Genomic DNA, 15,485 nt, shown 5'->3' on the forward strand with positions numbered 1-15,485 from the left:
CCTCACTGTCTTAACTTTTATAAATACGTTTTGTTGATCAAATAAAAATCAGCCAAAACAATCGCAGCCATTGCTTCAACAATTGGCACTGCGCGAGGCACTACACACGGATCATGGCGGCCTTTACCGGTCATTGGTGTAATATTTCCTTTATTGTCTAATGAATCCTGAGTCTGCATGATAGTCGCAACAGGTTTGAAGGCTACTCTGAAATAAATATCCATTCCGTTGCTTATTCCACCCTGTATTCCTCCCGAAAGATTTGTTTTTGTAGTTCCGTCAGGATTGTATAAATCGTTATGTTCACTTCCTTTCATTTCAGAACCTGAAAATCCGCTTCCGTATTCAAAACCTTTTACCGCATTGATCGAAAGCATTGCTTTTCCTAATTCAGCATGCAGTTTATCAAAAACCGGTTCTCCTAAACCCACCGGAACATTTTGAATGACACAGGAAACTACTCCTCCAACGGTATCTCCTTGTTTGCGGATATCACGAATATATTCTTCCATAATCGCTGCCGATTTTTCATCCGGACAACGAACAGGATTGCTCTCTATTTTAGAAAAATCCAAATCCTGATAAGGTGTATCTAAATGAATTGGACCAACCGATGAAACGTAGGCATTAATTTTTATTTCAGGAAGCATTTGTTTTGCTATCGCCCCCGCAACTACTCTGCTTGCCGTTTCTCTGGCAGAGCTTCTTCCACCACCGCGATAGTCTCGAAAACCATACTTCTGATCGTATACGTAATCAGCATGACTAGGTCTGTAATTGTCTTTTATATGGGAGTAATCGTCTGATTTTTGATTGGTATTCGGAATAATAAAACCAATAGGCGTTCCAGTCGTTTTACCTTCAAAAATACCTGATAAAAACTGAACTGCATCCGGTTCTTTACGTTGTGTTACAATTGCCGACTGTCCGGGCTTTCTTCTGGACATTTCAACTTCAATTGCATCTAAATCAAGTTCAATTCCTGATGGACAACCATCTATAATTCCGCCTAAAGCTTCACCATGAGATTCTCCAAATGTTGTAACTTTATATAAATTGCCGTAGCTATTTCCTGCCATTGTAATTAGTTTTGAGCAAATGTAAGTTTTATGAATTAAATTAAAAAATTTAAAATTGGTATTATTAAGCAAAGGTTAAGGTGATTAAAAATCACAATTTATTAAAATTGCAGCCAAATTGATAACCATTTCATAAAATTTCTCTCACAAGAGTTTCTTTCATTTGTTAAACTTCAAAAAAAGAAAAATTGAAAAAACGAAATGTTGAATTGGTCATTATATCAGATGTCCATTTAGGAACTTACGGAAGTCACGCCAAAGAACTAAACAACTACTTATCAAGCATAAAGCCTAAAACATTAGTCCTGAACGGTGACATTATTGATGCCTGGCAATTTAGAAAATCATACTTTCCAAAAGCACATTTAAGAGTCATTCAGCGCATTATCGGCATGGCATCTAAAGGCACAAAAGTATATTACATCACCGGAAACCATGACGAAATTCTTCGGAAATTCAGCGATATGAACATGGGGAATTTTGCACTGGTCGATAAATTAGTTTTGGAACTGGACGATAAAAAAGCATGGATTTTTCACGGAGATGTATTTGATGCTTCTGTTCAACACTCTAAATGGATTGCAAAACTGGGCGGATTAGGATACGATTACTTAATTCTAAGCAATCGATTTGCCAACTGGTGCCTTGCAAAACTAGGACGAGAACCTTACTCCTTCTCTAAAAAGATAAAAGCCAGCGTGAAAAAAGCAGTGAAATTTATCTCTGATTTTGAAACTACTGCTACTGATCTGGCTATTGAAAAAAAATACGATTACGTCATCTGCGGACACATACACGAACCGAAAATCGTTACCAAAGAAAACAAACATGGGTCGACTTTATACCTTAATTCGGGAGATTGGGTGGAAAATCTTACCGCATTGGAATACCATAAAAAGCGATGGAAATTATACTCTTATGCCGAAAGTAATTTTACCGAAGAAGAAAATCTCTTTGAAATGGAGGACACGCTGAGCTCTCAGTTAATTTCTACTATCATTCTAAACAAATAAACCTATAAACTCACTGCCTATCGCAAATAAAACTACTTTAGACCTGCTTTCTTACTTTCTAAAAATGTGAATTATATAACAATTTTTAATAATCCTATACGTTTCAAAATTATAGTGAGGATTAAATTTGGCAAAAATTAATAACCATTTTTTATGAAAAAAATCATTTTATCTGCCCTAATGCTATTAGGTTTAGCGTTTACGGCACAATCACAAGAAATTTCGAAACATGCCCTGGGTATCCGTTTAGGAGATAATAACGGTTTTGGCGGAGAAGTATCTTATCAGTTAGGATTAAACCAAAAAAACAGACTGGAATTTGATTTAGGATGGAGAAACAGCAGTAACGTTGACGCTATTAAAGGTGTAGCACTTTATCAATGGGTTTGGAATATTGATGGAGGTTTCAACTGGTATGCCGGTGTTGGAGGTGGTCTTGCAACCTGGAATCACGACTATTATACCAACAACAACAGATACAAAGATAACGGAACGTATGTTTTTGCGGCGGGAGATATTGGTATAGAATACAGATTTAAAGAAGCACCAATTACTTTATCATTAGACGCGAGACCTGAAGTTGGTTCCGGATATTATGACGATGATAATTTTGGATTTGATGTTGGTTTAGGAGTAAAATTCAGATTCTAATTAAAGACAAAAATAATTATAAAAAGAAACCTGTCGTTTTTAATGCGACAGGTTTTTTTATGTTTACATTGAAAATGAGTCTCAGGCTGAGCAAAGTCGAAGCTTTGCGTATAAGGCTTCGACTTCGCTCAGCCTGACATCCCACAACCCATCACTTACTTCACAATAATCTCTTTTTTAGAGTGTACTTTGATTACAGTGTACGGATAAGTAATAGCCTGCGTTACCATAGCATCTGCAGCGGGATTATTTTCTTTAACGGTGATGATAATATTTTTATCCGTTTCTTCTACTTTTTCAACACCAATAGAATAGCCACCGGTATTTTTTTCTCCCATATTCAGGATTACATAATTTGAATTACTGATATCGTCCTGTTTCATTTTTGCTTTCAAATGGGGGTCATTTTCCAGCATTTTGATTTCGTTCGGTTCCGTCAGAATTTCAAAAAATTTGATATTTCCTCCTCCGTCAGATTGTTCTGTGAGAACTTCATACAGAATTTTAGAGGTCCCATCAGAGCTTTTCTTAACCCCGCAAGAAACTAAAACCAGAATCACCAGCACCGAAATTACTTTTTTCATTTACGTTAACTTTTAAGATTATTGTTTCTCGTGTTTCTCATGCTTATAATCATCAATCGCTTTTTGATACAACGCCTCATACTTAGGCAATATTGTTTTGATATCAAACTTACGGGCAACTTCTAATGCATTTGCTTTAAACTGATTCAAAACGTCGTCGTCTTTTAGTATTTTGATTGCATTAGCAGCCATTTCTTCAACGTTACCAACATTGCTCAAATATCCCGAAAAACCATCAAAATTAACCTCTGGCAAACCACCTGAATTACTTGAAATCACAGGGACTCCGCTTGACATTGCTTCTAAAGCTGCCAAACCAAAACTCTCTGTTTCTGATGGAAGCAGGAATAAATCGGTAAAACATAAAATTTTATCAATCTCGTTACTATTTCCAAAGAAAATAACTTTGTCATAGATACCAAGTTCCATACATAAAACTTCTGCTTTTTCTTTTTCCGGACCATCACCTACCATCATCAGTTTAGACGGAATTTCTTTCTGAATATTATAGAAAATCTTAATGATATCCGGAATTCTCTTCACCTTTCTAAAGTTACTAATGTGCGTGATAATGCGCTCGTCCTCCTTCGCCATAACATAACGATGGCAAGGTGCCTGAGGATCTTTTCTAACTTTATCCAATTCGATAAAATTAGGGATAACCTTAATTTTATTCTTGATTTTAAACAGCTTTAAAGTATCATCTTTCAAACTCTGAGAAACGGAAGTCACATAATCTGATTTATTGATGCTAAAGGTCACCGCAGGTTTATAAAAGGGGTGATTCCCCACTAGTGTAATATCTGTTCCGTGAAGTGTGGTAATCATTGGAAGATTAATCCCTTCATTTTTCAGCATTTGCTTCGCCATATAACCCGCATATGCGTGAGGAATGGCATAATGCACGTGAAGTACTTCTATTTTATACAATTTCACCATATCAACCAATTTACTGGACAAAGCCAACTCATAAGGCTGATAATGAAAAAGAGGATATTCAGGAACGTTTACTTCGTGATAATGAACATTAGGGTTTAAAAGTGCCAACCGAACTGGCTGACTATAGGTAATAAAGTGGATTTCGTGTCCGCGTCTGGCTAATTCAAGGCCTAATTCCGTAGCAACTACACCACTACCACCAAATGTCGGATAACAAACTATTGCTATTTTCATGTATTAAGTTTAGTAACTACGAAAGTACTTAAAAATAGCTTTTAGTTGCTCTTTTAAACTGTTAGATTTTTGTGAATATATAGATTCAGATTTTTCGATTTTAAACCCGACAGGTTTTTGAAACCTCAGAGGGTACAACAACAAAAAGTCTATTTATTCAAACCGGACAGGTTTCAAAAACCTGTCCGGTTTATAAAAACAAAAAAGGCGCAAAATTTAGATTTTGCGCCTTTCGAATATTATAAATTTCTCCTAGAAAAATCTGCTGTGCCAGCTATCGGCAGCAGGAACTTCCCATGATTCGTTGAATTCTTCAATATTGTTTACCAGATTATTAAAAACAATAGTGTTCTCGGAAACTGACTTGTCTTTAACCATTTTCTTAAAATCGATTAAAGGTTTGTGTGCAATATGTTCCCCCAGTTTAAAAGTCACGTTCATTTTGTCTAACAAATCAACGTTGTACTTTTTCTCTAAACTTTGGATAAACTCCACCGAACTATCGATTGAACAACCTGTTGCCGCCTGTACTTCCTGATTTACAGCCAAAATAATGAATCGGTTGTATTTTAGTTGATACGAAGCCTCCAGACTTGTTCCGTGTGCCGCCCATTCTTCTACAAAAGCTTTCAGGTCGGTTTCTATTTCAGAAAATTCTTCCTCAGAAAACTTTCTGTTTGATTGATAAATCCAAACTCTGGATTCACCAGGTAAATTTTCAAAAGGTATATACATTTTTTCTTTTTGTTTTATTTTGTTTCAAGTTTCAGGTTTCAGGTTGAAAAACTTAGAACCTTAGTACCTTAGCATCTTAGAACCTCAAATTAAAGATCTTGTGCATTCGCAATTAGCTCCGCAACATCCATTACTTTCACTTGTCCTTCTTTTTCCTGATGTTTGATACCATCAGTCAACATGGTATTACAGAACGGACACCCGGCTGCAATAATATCCGGCTGCACTTCCAAAGCATCTTCGGTACGCAAAACGTTCACTTCTTTATTTCCGGGCTCGGCATCTTTAAACATTTGTGCTCCACCGGCTCCACAACAAAGTCCGTTTGCTTTTGAGCGCTTCATTTCCACTAGCTCAACATCAAGTTTCTGAATCAGGTCTCTTGGAGCTTCATATACTTTGTTAGCCCTACCCAAATAACAAGGATCGTGAAAAGTAATTTTCTTTCCTTTAAACTGACCTCCTTCTACGGTTAGCCTTCCTTCATCAATTAATGATTTTAAGAATTCTGTATGATGAATAACATCGTACTGACCTCCTAATTCAGGATATTCATTCTTTAAAGTATTGAAACAATGCGGACACGCGGTAACTATTTTCTTTGCTTCATAAGCATTCAGCACCTCGATATTCATCATGGCCTGCATTTGAAACAAAAACTCATTTCCAGCACGTTTTGCAGGATCTCCGGTACAACTCTCTTCAGTACCTAAAACCGCAAACGATACATTAGTACGATTTAAAATTCGCACAAATGCTTTTGTAATTTTTTTTGCTCTATCATCAAAACTCCCTGCGCAACCTACCCAAAATAAAACTTCAGGCTGTGTTCCCTGGGCTAGCATCTCAGCCATTGTTGGCACTACTAAACTTTCTGACATCTTCTTTTGTTGTTAAATCGGTTAATTGTTTATTTGGTTAATCGCACTCTTTGCTGCAAACCTACTAAAAAACCTTACTATTTTATTCAAATCGATTAAACGGTTAAACCAATAACCTTTTAAACTTTTATTTCTAATTTTCGTTTTTCCAATTCAAACGATCCTGCTGGCTATATTGCCAAGGCGCTCCATTGTTTTCGATATTGGTCATCATCGCATTTAATGACATTGGAGCAGCACTTTGTTCCATTACTAAATAACGACGCATATCCATAATAATAGACAACGGACTGATGTTTACCGGACATTCTTCTACACAAGCGTTACATGAGGTACAAGCCCACAATTCTTCAGGTGTAATATAATCGTTCAATAATGTTTTATTATCCGGAACAAAAACTCCTTTATTTGCATCGATGTTTTTACCAACTTCCTGCAAACGGTCTCTTGTGTCCATCATAATTTTACGAGGAGATAATTTTTTACCTGTTTGATTTGCCGGACATGATGATGTACAACGACCACATTCCGTACAGGTATAAGCATTTAAAAGCTGTACCCAGTTCAAATCCTGAACATCGCTTGCTCCAAATTTTGCAGGGGCAGCATTTTCGTCAACAGGGGCTGCTGCAAACGGATCTGCATTTGGATCCATCATCAACTTTACCTCTTTGGTTACTGACTCTAAATTATCAAACTGACCTTCAGGGTTCAAGTTCGCAAAATAAGTATTTGGGAAAGCCAAAAGAATGTGCAGGTGTTTAGAAAAGTATAAATAGTTCATGAAAACCAAAATACCTGCTATGTGCAGCCACCAGAATACTTCAAATAACAGCACTACCAAATCATTCGACATTCCGTTAAAAATTGGCGCTATAAACTGACTGATCGGGAAACTTCCTGCTTTATGAAAAACTCCTCCCGGAACATTTTGCAAATGAAGATCGGAAGCATTCATCAATAAAAACAATAACATCAAAACGGTTTCGAAATACAAGATGTAATTCGCATCGCTTTTTGGAAATCCGTCCAGGTCTTTGTTCACAAAACGCTTTAATCGGATTACATTTCTTCTAATCCAAAAAACAGTAACAGCAAAAATTACCAGTATTGCCAATATCTCAAATGAAGCAATTAAAACATCATAAACCACACCTAAATAAGGCGCAAAAATTCTATGCGTTCCAAAAAGTCCGTCAATAATGATCTCGAGTAATTCGATGTTGATAATTATAAAACCTACATATACAAAAATATGAAGTATTCCAGCTACAGGGCGTCTCACCATTTTTGACTGCCCTAGAGCAATCAATGCCATGTTTTTCCAACGTGCTTTAGAATTATCTTTTCGATTTACATCTACTCCCAAATTAATGTTTCGGATGATCTTTTTTACGCTCGATGCAAAAAAGCCAAAACCTATTATAAGAAGTATAGCGAATAAAATATTATCTAAATAACTCATTCTGATTATTTTTTAGTGGTTGTGTTAGCGTCTTCTGTTGGTGCTACATAAGGTTTGTTTTTCTTTCCGAAAAGCGAAACATTTACATAACGTGTTGGGTAAAGACGAACATCCTGTAACAATAATTCAAGCTCTTTTGAAGTTTTTGCCAGATTATTATACAACGCATCATCATTCAATAATTTACCCGCAGTACCTTTTCCTGAGTTCAAATTACTCATAATACCATCCACTTTAGCCAAAGTCTGATTTAAGTTTCGAACTGTTTTTCCTAAATCTGCCTTGTTTAAAGAATCAGAGATTTTATTGAAGTTACTGGACATTTTATTAAAGTTGCTTACCACTCCGTTAATCTGTCCTTTGTTGGTATCTAAAATAGTATTGATGCTTCCTGAAGCTTTATGAAACTGCTCCATAGTCTGACTCAATTCAGCTAAAGTTTTCTTCAGGTCTTCTTGTCCTTTTTTATCTAAAACGTTGTTTAATCCGGAAACCAGATTATCAATGTTAACCAACATTTTTTCTAATTTTACCTGAATTGGCTCAATTTTTCCGCCTAAAGATTCTTTTAGTCCCGGTTCAACAACCGAAGCTAAAGTCTGACCATCAACCGCCAGTTCTTTGTCTGCAAAATTAGGAACAATCTTAATCTGTTTTCCTCCAATTAAACTTGGAGAATATAAAGATGCCTGACTTGTTTTAGAAATTGGAAAATCAGTTTTTAATTGAAGTTCAACTAATAATTTCCCTGTTACTTCATTGATTGTAATTTTAGTTACTTTACCAATTGTAAGTCCGTTTATGGTAACGGGAGCTGATGCTGACAAATCTTCCACATTATCATATTCTGCATATAATGTTTGGTAATCTGTAAAAAGGTCTTTGCCTTTTAAAAAACTATAGCCCCAAATAAATAATAAAATTGACGCGATGACTAAAATAGCCGTTTTAATTTCTCTTGTTAGTTTCAAAATTCTTAGTGTTTGTACAAAATTAATATAAATATTCGAACTAGAAGCTATTATTTAATGGCGTCTTGAATACTGATCTTTTCTCCATCTTTGGTTGCAACCAAAAAGGCAGCGCCATATCCTTTATCTTTAGCTTCTTCCAAATATTTTTTGGCAGCATCGTAACTTGAAGTTTCCTGATAGAAATATTTATAAATATTATTTTCGTACAGCATGGTTACGTTTTTAAGTCCTTTAAAATTTTTAGGCTCCAATGGTGTCTTTTTAATACTGGCAATAAGCTGTACTCTAAAGAATGTACCTTTTGGAGCGTTTTTAACTGTCGCAGGAGTTTCGACTTCTTTTGTTTTAACCGGAGTTGAAGTATCTTTTGCCGGTTTTGAATCTACTATTTCAGGAATACCTGAACCAAAATATTCGCTTTTATAACTTAAAATTGCTTCGGCAATCGCTTTTGCAATATCATTTTGTCCTTCTTCTGAATTTAGTATATTCCCTTCTGTCGGATTAGATACAAACCCGGTTTCTACTAAAACCCTTGGCATATAAGCTTTATGAAGTACCATGAAAGGTGCTTGCTTTACCCCTCCATGTCTCAATTTTTTTCCAAGTTTATCAAAATTGTCTTCAATTTTACTGGCCAAAGAAATACTGTTATCTAAATATTCTTCCTGCATTAAAGTCATTCCGATCATTGATTCAGGTGAATTCGGATCGAAACCTTCGTATTTACGTTTATAATCTTTTTCTAAAGTAATTACAGAGTTCTCTTTTTTCGCAGCTTCAAGATTCGACGCTACTTTACTCAAACCCATTACATAGGTTTCTGTTCCGTCGGCAGCTGTATTTTTATTTGCATTACAGTGAATTGATACGAAAATATTCGAATTTGCTCTGTTTGCAATGTTTGCTCTTTCGACCAAATCGATAAAAACATCCGTTTTACGAGTGTATATTACATTAACATTCGGACTTCCCTCTAAGATTTTACCCACTTTTAAAACAATAGCCAAAGCAATATTTTTTTCAATCCGTCCGCTGTAAACAGCTCCAAAGTCGTGATCACCATGTCCAGCATCAAGTGTTACTTTAAAAACATTTGCCTGGCTATAAGCACAAAAAGACAATATCGTTAGAAAAAAAGTAAATATTACTTTAATTTTGTTAAATCCATTCATAAATCTAAAAGTTAATTTTAATAAAACGCTACAGCTATAATTTTTACAATTGATTATTTTTGACAAAAAATTATATGTAAGTTTGACATGTCAAAAAACAAGCCATAATTTTACAAAAATAGCATTTAAACCTTTGCATACAAACTTATTTAATATCGTTTTATTATCATTTTTCCTAACTTTAGGATGTGGTAATTTATATTCGCAAGAGATAAAAAACAAAAAAAAGCCGTTACCTACTGTAAAACAAACAGATAAACCCAAAAGCACTACAACAGAGAAACCTGAGGTTACCGTTTCAGACACTATAAAGCTGGATACGGTTAAGGCAAAAAAGAATTTTCTGGACGCTGTTACCAAATACAAAGCTAAAGATTACGCTAAATACGACAAAAAAGCAAAAACTCTTACCTTATATAATGAAGCCGAACTTTATTACAAAGATGTCGAATTAAAATCGGGTATCATTGTTTTAAACATGGAAAAGGAAGAGGTTTATGCCGGACGTATTCGGGATTCGGCAGGTGTTTTGATACAATATCCAAACTTCAAACAAGGAGCCAGCGAAGTTCAGCCAGACTCTATCCGATTTAATTTTAAAACAAAAAAGGCTCTGATCTATAATTCGAGAACAGAACAAGGTGAATTTAAGATTAAAGCAGCCATTACCAAAAAAGAAAACGACTCGGTTTACTTTTTACGCGGTGCCCGTTTTACAACCGCAAAAGACATTGACAATCCGGAATACTACTTTCAAACCAATAAAGTAAAATTTATACCTGGTAAAAAAGTAATTACCGGTTTAACCAATATGGTCATTGCAGATGTTCCTACCCCTCTGGCATTGCCTTTCGCCTATTTCCCGATGAGTCAGGAAAAAAGTGTTTCGGGTATTATTTTACCTAGTTACAACGACTCAAACACAAGAGGTTTCTCTTTACAAAACGGAGGATACTATTTTGCATTGAGTGATAATTATGATCTGACGGTTCTGGGTGACTATTATACCAATGGTAGTTATGCCATGCGTTTCGAATCGACATACGCTGCAAAGTACAAGTACAGAGGAAATCTTAACATTCGTTATGAAAATCTAATCAACAGTGAGCGTGGTTATCCTGATTATTCTAAAGAAAAAATTTACAACATTCAGTGGTCGCATTCGAAAGATACAAAATCTAACCCTAACTCTACTTTTTCTGCCTCTGTAAACATGGGTAGTAGTAAGTACTTCAAACGATCTATTAATCAGGCGAACGCAGGATCTAATTTAAATAACACTTTAAACTCCTCCATCTCTTACAGCAAAACGTTCAATACGATTCCTCAGGCACGTATTTCGTTAACCGCCACGCACTCGCAAAATACTCAAACGGAAAAAATCGACATGACCTTACCAACCTTACAGGCAAGTGTGGATCGTGTATATCCTTTTGTTGGAAAAGACGGCGTTAAAAAAGGATTCATAAAAAACATCAATTTACAATATAATTTAAGCGGAAAAAACAGTATTTCAACAACAGATTCCCTGTTTTTCAAACCACAGATGTTTAGAGATGCTAAAATTGGAATGCAACACAGTATTCCTATCAGTACTAACTTTAAATTGTTTAAATACTTTAGTGCAGGAGCCTCTACCAATTATCAGGAAACCTGGGTAACTAAAACCGAAAAGAGAGAATACGATGCTACTAAAGGACAGGCCGTAACCACAACTGTTAATGGTTTTGATGCTTACAGAACTTATAATTTCAGTACCAATTTAGGAACTACCATTTACGGTACTTTTAATTTTGGTGACAACAAAAAAATTCAATCCATACGTCACGTCATGAGACCCACTATGACGTATTCTTACACGCCAAGTTTTGATCAGTATTACGATAATTATACAGTAGACGCAACAGGAAAAATCAATACGTACTCCAGATTTGACAATGGTATTTTTGGCGCTCCCGGAAACAGCAACTCTAATATTGTGTCATTTGCTTTAAGTAATACTTTTGAAGCCAAGGTAAGAGATCGTGACAGCACAAAAACAGAGCCGAAAAAGATCATGTTATTAAACAACTTAAACTTCAGCACCAGTTATAATTTCAATGCTGACGGAAAGCAAACTTTAGCCTGGCAGCCGGTGATTGTAAGTGGTGGAACTCAGCTTTTGGACAACAAAATGAACCTGAACTTCGGAGCTGTTTTAAACCCGTATGCGATTGACAATGCAGGGCACGTAATGAATGTCTTTAATATTGATAATGGAGGAAGTTTATTCCGATTAACGAGTGCCAACCTTACCGTAAACTATTCCTTCTCAAACAAGGGAGGTAATGCGCAGGAAAAGAACACACAAAGCCAGCGAAATGGTGGTCGTAATGACGACTTGTTCGGAACAAATACGGATCTAAACGATAGCAGAAATAGTCAGTTTGCCAACGAAAAAGACGATGATAAAGATGTGATAACTGAATTTTTCCGCTCTAAACTTCCGTGGGATATGACTTTGGCATATTCCCTAACTTACTCGAATGCCGCCAGGGAAAATAAAATTAGCGGAAACTCGATCATGATATCTGCCAATATGGACATTACTCCTAAATGGAAAGGCGGAGTTTCTACAGGTTACGATTTTGTACAAAAAGGGGTTACTTTTACACAATTTCGTTTTGAAAGAGATTTATTAAGCTGGAGAATGGCCTTTAACTGGACTCCAATTGGTCCAAACTCCAACTGGAACTTCTTTATTGGAATTAAATCCGGAATGTTGAGTGATATTAAATGGAACAAGCGTAGTACTTCAAATCGATAAACTATCGAATAAAAATAATTTATTATGAAAAAAATCATCTTTACCGAAAAGGCACCGGCTCCAATTGGTCCTTACAATCAGGCAGTATTATCAGGAAACACACTTTATGCATCAGGTCAGATTGCGATCAATCCGACTTCCGGCGAACTTGTAACAGACAATATCAATGATGAAACCAAACAGGTAATGGAAAATATTGCAGCCATTTTAGAAGCTGCCGATATGTCTTTTGAAAATGTAGTAAAAGCTACCATTTTTATCATGGACATGAATAATTTCGCCGCTATAAACACCGTTTACGGTTCTTACTTCGACGAAAAAACGGCTCCTGCTCGTGAAACTGTTCAGGTTGCTTGTTTACCTAAAAATGTAAATGTTGAAATTTCGATAATTGCTGTGCAATAAAAATTGTTTCAAGTTTCAAGTTTCAAGTTTGACACTTTGAGCATAACCTGAAACTTGAAACCTGAAACAAAAAAAACCGTTACAAGTTGTAACGGTTTTTTTTTATATCTAAAATTAGAAATTCTATAATTGCAGCGCAATGGCATTAAGCAATAACTGTGCTGAAGCTTCATTAGTTGCCAGAGGTACATTATGAACATCACAAACACGAATCAGCATATTGATGTCTACTTCGTGAGCATGGCTTGCCAGCGGATCTTTAAAGAAGAAAACCATTTTCGTCTTTCCTTCTGCCACTCTCGCAGCAATCTGCGCATCACCTCCCATTGGTCCTGAGAGCATTCTTTTCACCTTAAAACCGGCATTTTCAGCCTTACTCCCCGTAGTTCCCGTTGCGATTAATTTAATGTTTTCCTGAAGCAGTAAGGTCTTGTTTTTATTCAAAAACTGAACCATGTCTGCTTTTTTCCCATCATGAGCTATGATAGCAATTTCCATATTCTATTTTTATTTATTGATTTGCAACGTGGTAAGCAATTAATCCATCAATTGGTCTTCTTAAAACGTTACCCAATTGAAGTCCGTATTTATCAAAAGTTTCTTGTAATTCGTCTTTTAAATAAAAAGCAATTGACCCCACAAAATGAACAGGAACTTCTTTACAATTGTCAAATTGCTTGATGTAGTTTTTCACGAAAGATTTCATTCCTTTGAAGATAATTTTTCTACAAAACTCAGTGTCTTTATGCTTGATCAGGAACTTTGCAAAGGTCGCTAAATAGGCGTTTGGATTTGGTTCTTTGTACAATTTATTCTTGATAAAATCAGGATCTAAATTATACTCTTTCTCAAATTCAACAGCCAGTTCTTTTGGCATTTTATTAAAATAGTACTTTCTGATTAATTCTTTTCCAAAAACATTTCCACTGCAGTCGTCCATTGCGATAAACCCAAGTGACTGAACTTTTTGGTGCAATACTTTACCATCAAAAAAGCTGCAATTGGAACCGGTACCTAAAATACTCACGATCGCAGCTTCTCCTTTTGGAGTAGTTGCATATACTGCGGCATAAGTATCCTCCTGAACTTCTACAATTGCATTCTCAAAATATTCCTGAAATATTCGGGAAAGTTCTATTTTCATTCTCTCGGTTCCGCAACCTGCTCCGTAAAAAAACAAATGCGTCGCGTTCTTTTTATTTTGCAGAATATCAAAACGATCGTTTAATCTTTCTACTATCTCCGGACCGTCAAGAATTTCAGGATTTAATCCTAAAGTTTGTGTGGTGAATAATACTTTTCCATTATCATCAATTGCAATCCAATCGGCTTTAGTAGATCCACTATCAACTATTAATTTCATTTTATTTAGTTTTTGGATTAGTCTTTCTTTAGCTAAATAAAAAATGTGTTTTTACCTTAATTAAAGAAGCAACAAAATAAGAAAATCCCATTACTATTCAATAACGGGATTTTGCAAAAATATATATTATTATTTTAAACCTGCGATATGCACAGACAAATCAATCAATTTACTTGAATATCCGTACTCATTATCGTACCAGGATACTAATTTAAAGAAAGTTGAATTTAAACCGATTCCAGCTCCTGCATCCACTACTGAAGTTCTTTTATCAGAAATAAAATCCTGAGAAACAACTGCATCTTCTGTATATCCTAAGATACCTTTCATTGTAGTTTCGGAAGCGTTTTTCAAAACAGCCATAATTTCTTCATAAGAAGTTTCTTTAGCTACTTTTACGGTTAAATCTACTACAGAAACGTCAGCAGTAGGAACACGGAAAGACATTCCTGTTAATTTTCCATTCAAAGCAGGAATTACTTTTCCAACTGCTTTTGCAGCTCCGGTTGAAGAAGGAATGATGTTAATGCTTGCAGCACGTCCGCCTCTCCAGTCTTTTCTTGAAGGACCATCAGCTGTCATTTGAGTTGAAGTTGTTGCGTGAACTGTTGTCATTAAACCTTCAACAATTTCGAAATTATCGTGAATTACTTTAGCTAAAGGGGCTAAACAGTTTGTTGTACAAGAAGCGTTAGAAACCACTAAATCTGTAGCTTTTGCTGTTTCATGGTTCACTCCCATTACAAACATTGGTGCATCAGCAGACGGAGCAGAGATAATTACTTTTTTAGCACCACCTTTGATGTGCTCGTTTGCAGTTTCGATTGTTGTGAAAATACCAGTACATTCAGCAACTACATCTACATCTACTTCGTTCCATTTTAAATCAGCAGGATTTCTTTCAGCAGTGATACGGATGTTTCTTCCGTTTACAAAAAGTTTTCCGTCTATTACTTCTACAGTTCCGTTGAAACGTCCGTGAACTGAATCATATTTTAATAAGTAAGCCAAGTGATCTACATCTAACAAATCATTGATTGCTACTACTTCTACATTATCTCTATTGAAAGTTTCTCTAAAAACGATTCTTCCGATACGTCCAAATCCGTTTATTCCTAATTTTACTTTTGACATTTTACTTAATTTTTTGTTTTTTATTACACTAATTCAAAGTCTAATTT

At 35.6% G+C, this 15,485-nt stretch carries 15 protein-coding genes; 4 read left to right on the forward strand and 11 right to left on the reverse strand.

What is annotated here, in order from left to right; all coding sequences use genetic code 11:
* Positions 1 to 17: 17 nt before the first annotated feature.
* Positions 18 to 1,079, reverse strand: a complete 1,062-nt coding sequence (gene aroC / locus M4I44_RS19795) for a chorismate synthase (RefSeq protein ID WP_017497647.1) — start codon at positions 1,077 to 1,079, stop codon at positions 18 to 20.
* Between the two features lie 188 nt (positions 1,080 to 1,267).
* Here aroC and M4I44_RS19800 point away from each other — a divergent pair, with 188 nt between their 5' ends.
* Positions 1,268 to 2,092: a UDP-2,3-diacylglucosamine diphosphatase gene (locus M4I44_RS19800; protein ID WP_017497648.1), complete on the forward strand. Its 825-nt coding sequence runs from the start codon at positions 1,268 to 1,270 to the stop codon at positions 2,090 to 2,092.
* A 153-nt stretch (positions 2,093 to 2,245) separates the two neighbouring features.
* Positions 2,246 to 2,743 (forward strand): hypothetical protein, encoded by a 498-nt coding sequence (locus M4I44_RS19805; RefSeq protein WP_070908883.1) that lies wholly within the window; start codon positions 2,246 to 2,248, stop codon positions 2,741 to 2,743.
* A gap of 155 nt (positions 2,744 to 2,898) precedes the next feature.
* Here the strand turns inward: M4I44_RS19805 and M4I44_RS19810 are convergent, their stop codons facing one another.
* From M4I44_RS19810 to M4I44_RS19840, 7 genes are all read right to left on the reverse strand, one after another.
* Positions 2,899 to 3,327, reverse strand: coding sequence for a protease complex subunit PrcB family protein (locus tag M4I44_RS19810; RefSeq protein WP_070908884.1), 429 nt, complete (start codon positions 3,325 to 3,327; stop codon positions 2,899 to 2,901).
* A gap of 18 nt (positions 3,328 to 3,345) precedes the next feature.
* On the reverse strand, positions 3,346 to 4,500 hold the full coding sequence (gene bshA, locus M4I44_RS19815) for an N-acetyl-alpha-D-glucosaminyl L-malate synthase BshA (RefSeq protein WP_017497651.1): 1,155 nt from the start codon (positions 4,498 to 4,500) through the stop codon (positions 3,346 to 3,348).
* 252 nt (positions 4,501 to 4,752) lie between these two features.
* Positions 4,753 to 5,235: a hypothetical protein gene (locus M4I44_RS19820; RefSeq protein WP_017497652.1), complete on the reverse strand. Its 483-nt coding sequence runs from the start codon at positions 5,233 to 5,235 to the stop codon at positions 4,753 to 4,755.
* A gap of 89 nt (positions 5,236 to 5,324) precedes the next feature.
* On the reverse strand, positions 5,325 to 6,116 hold the full coding sequence (locus M4I44_RS19825; RefSeq protein ID WP_249965856.1) for a (Fe-S)-binding protein: 792 nt from the start codon (positions 6,114 to 6,116) through the stop codon (positions 5,325 to 5,327).
* A gap of 133 nt (positions 6,117 to 6,249) precedes the next feature.
* Complete coding sequence (locus tag M4I44_RS19830) at positions 6,250 to 7,581, reverse strand: (Fe-S)-binding protein (RefSeq protein ID WP_026110112.1); 1,332 nt, start codon at positions 7,579 to 7,581, stop codon at positions 6,250 to 6,252.
* A 5-nt stretch (positions 7,582 to 7,586) separates the two neighbouring features.
* The gene (locus M4I44_RS19835; protein ID WP_017497655.1) at positions 7,587 to 8,552 is read right to left on the reverse strand and encodes an MlaD family protein; all 966 of its coding nucleotides are present in this window, start codon (positions 8,550 to 8,552) and stop codon (positions 7,587 to 7,589) included.
* Positions 8,553 to 8,602: 50 nt separating this feature from the next.
* The gene (locus tag M4I44_RS19840) at positions 8,603 to 9,730 is read right to left on the reverse strand and encodes an N-acetylmuramoyl-L-alanine amidase (RefSeq protein WP_017497656.1); all 1,128 of its coding nucleotides are present in this window, start codon (positions 9,728 to 9,730) and stop codon (positions 8,603 to 8,605) included.
* Between the two features lie 82 nt (positions 9,731 to 9,812).
* Between M4I44_RS19840 and M4I44_RS19845 the strand changes: the two genes are divergently transcribed.
* Together M4I44_RS19845 and M4I44_RS19850 are read left to right on the forward strand one after the other, a co-directional pair.
* Positions 9,813 to 12,536: a putative LPS assembly protein LptD gene (locus M4I44_RS19845; RefSeq protein WP_026110113.1), complete on the forward strand. Its 2,724-nt coding sequence runs from the start codon at positions 9,813 to 9,815 to the stop codon at positions 12,534 to 12,536.
* A gap of 24 nt (positions 12,537 to 12,560) precedes the next feature.
* Positions 12,561 to 12,941, forward strand: a complete 381-nt coding sequence (locus tag M4I44_RS19850; protein WP_229998295.1) for a RidA family protein — start codon at positions 12,561 to 12,563, stop codon at positions 12,939 to 12,941.
* 123 nt (positions 12,942 to 13,064) lie between these two features.
* Here M4I44_RS19850 and M4I44_RS19855 read toward each other — a convergent pair whose 3' ends face one another.
* The 3 genes from M4I44_RS19855 to gap form a co-directional block, all read right to left on the reverse strand.
* Positions 13,065 to 13,439 carry a methylglyoxal synthase gene (locus M4I44_RS19855; RefSeq protein WP_070908888.1) on the reverse strand — a complete coding sequence of 125 codons (375 nt, stop codon included), beginning with the start codon at positions 13,437 to 13,439 and terminating at the stop codon, positions 13,065 to 13,067.
* Positions 13,440 to 13,452: 13 nt separating this feature from the next.
* Positions 13,453 to 14,304, reverse strand: coding sequence for an N-acetylglucosamine kinase (locus M4I44_RS19860; protein WP_070908889.1), 852 nt, complete (start codon positions 14,302 to 14,304; stop codon positions 13,453 to 13,455).
* A gap of 129 nt (positions 14,305 to 14,433) precedes the next feature.
* Positions 14,434 to 15,438, reverse strand: coding sequence for a type I glyceraldehyde-3-phosphate dehydrogenase (gene gap, locus M4I44_RS19865; RefSeq protein ID WP_017497660.1), 1,005 nt, complete (start codon positions 15,436 to 15,438; stop codon positions 14,434 to 14,436).
* Positions 15,439 to 15,485 lie beyond the last annotated feature (47 nt).

The sequence above is a fragment of the Flavobacterium sp. B183 genome (assembly GCF_023539155.1).
Lineage (GTDB): Bacteria > Bacteroidota > Bacteroidia > Flavobacteriales > Flavobacteriaceae > Flavobacterium > Flavobacterium tructae.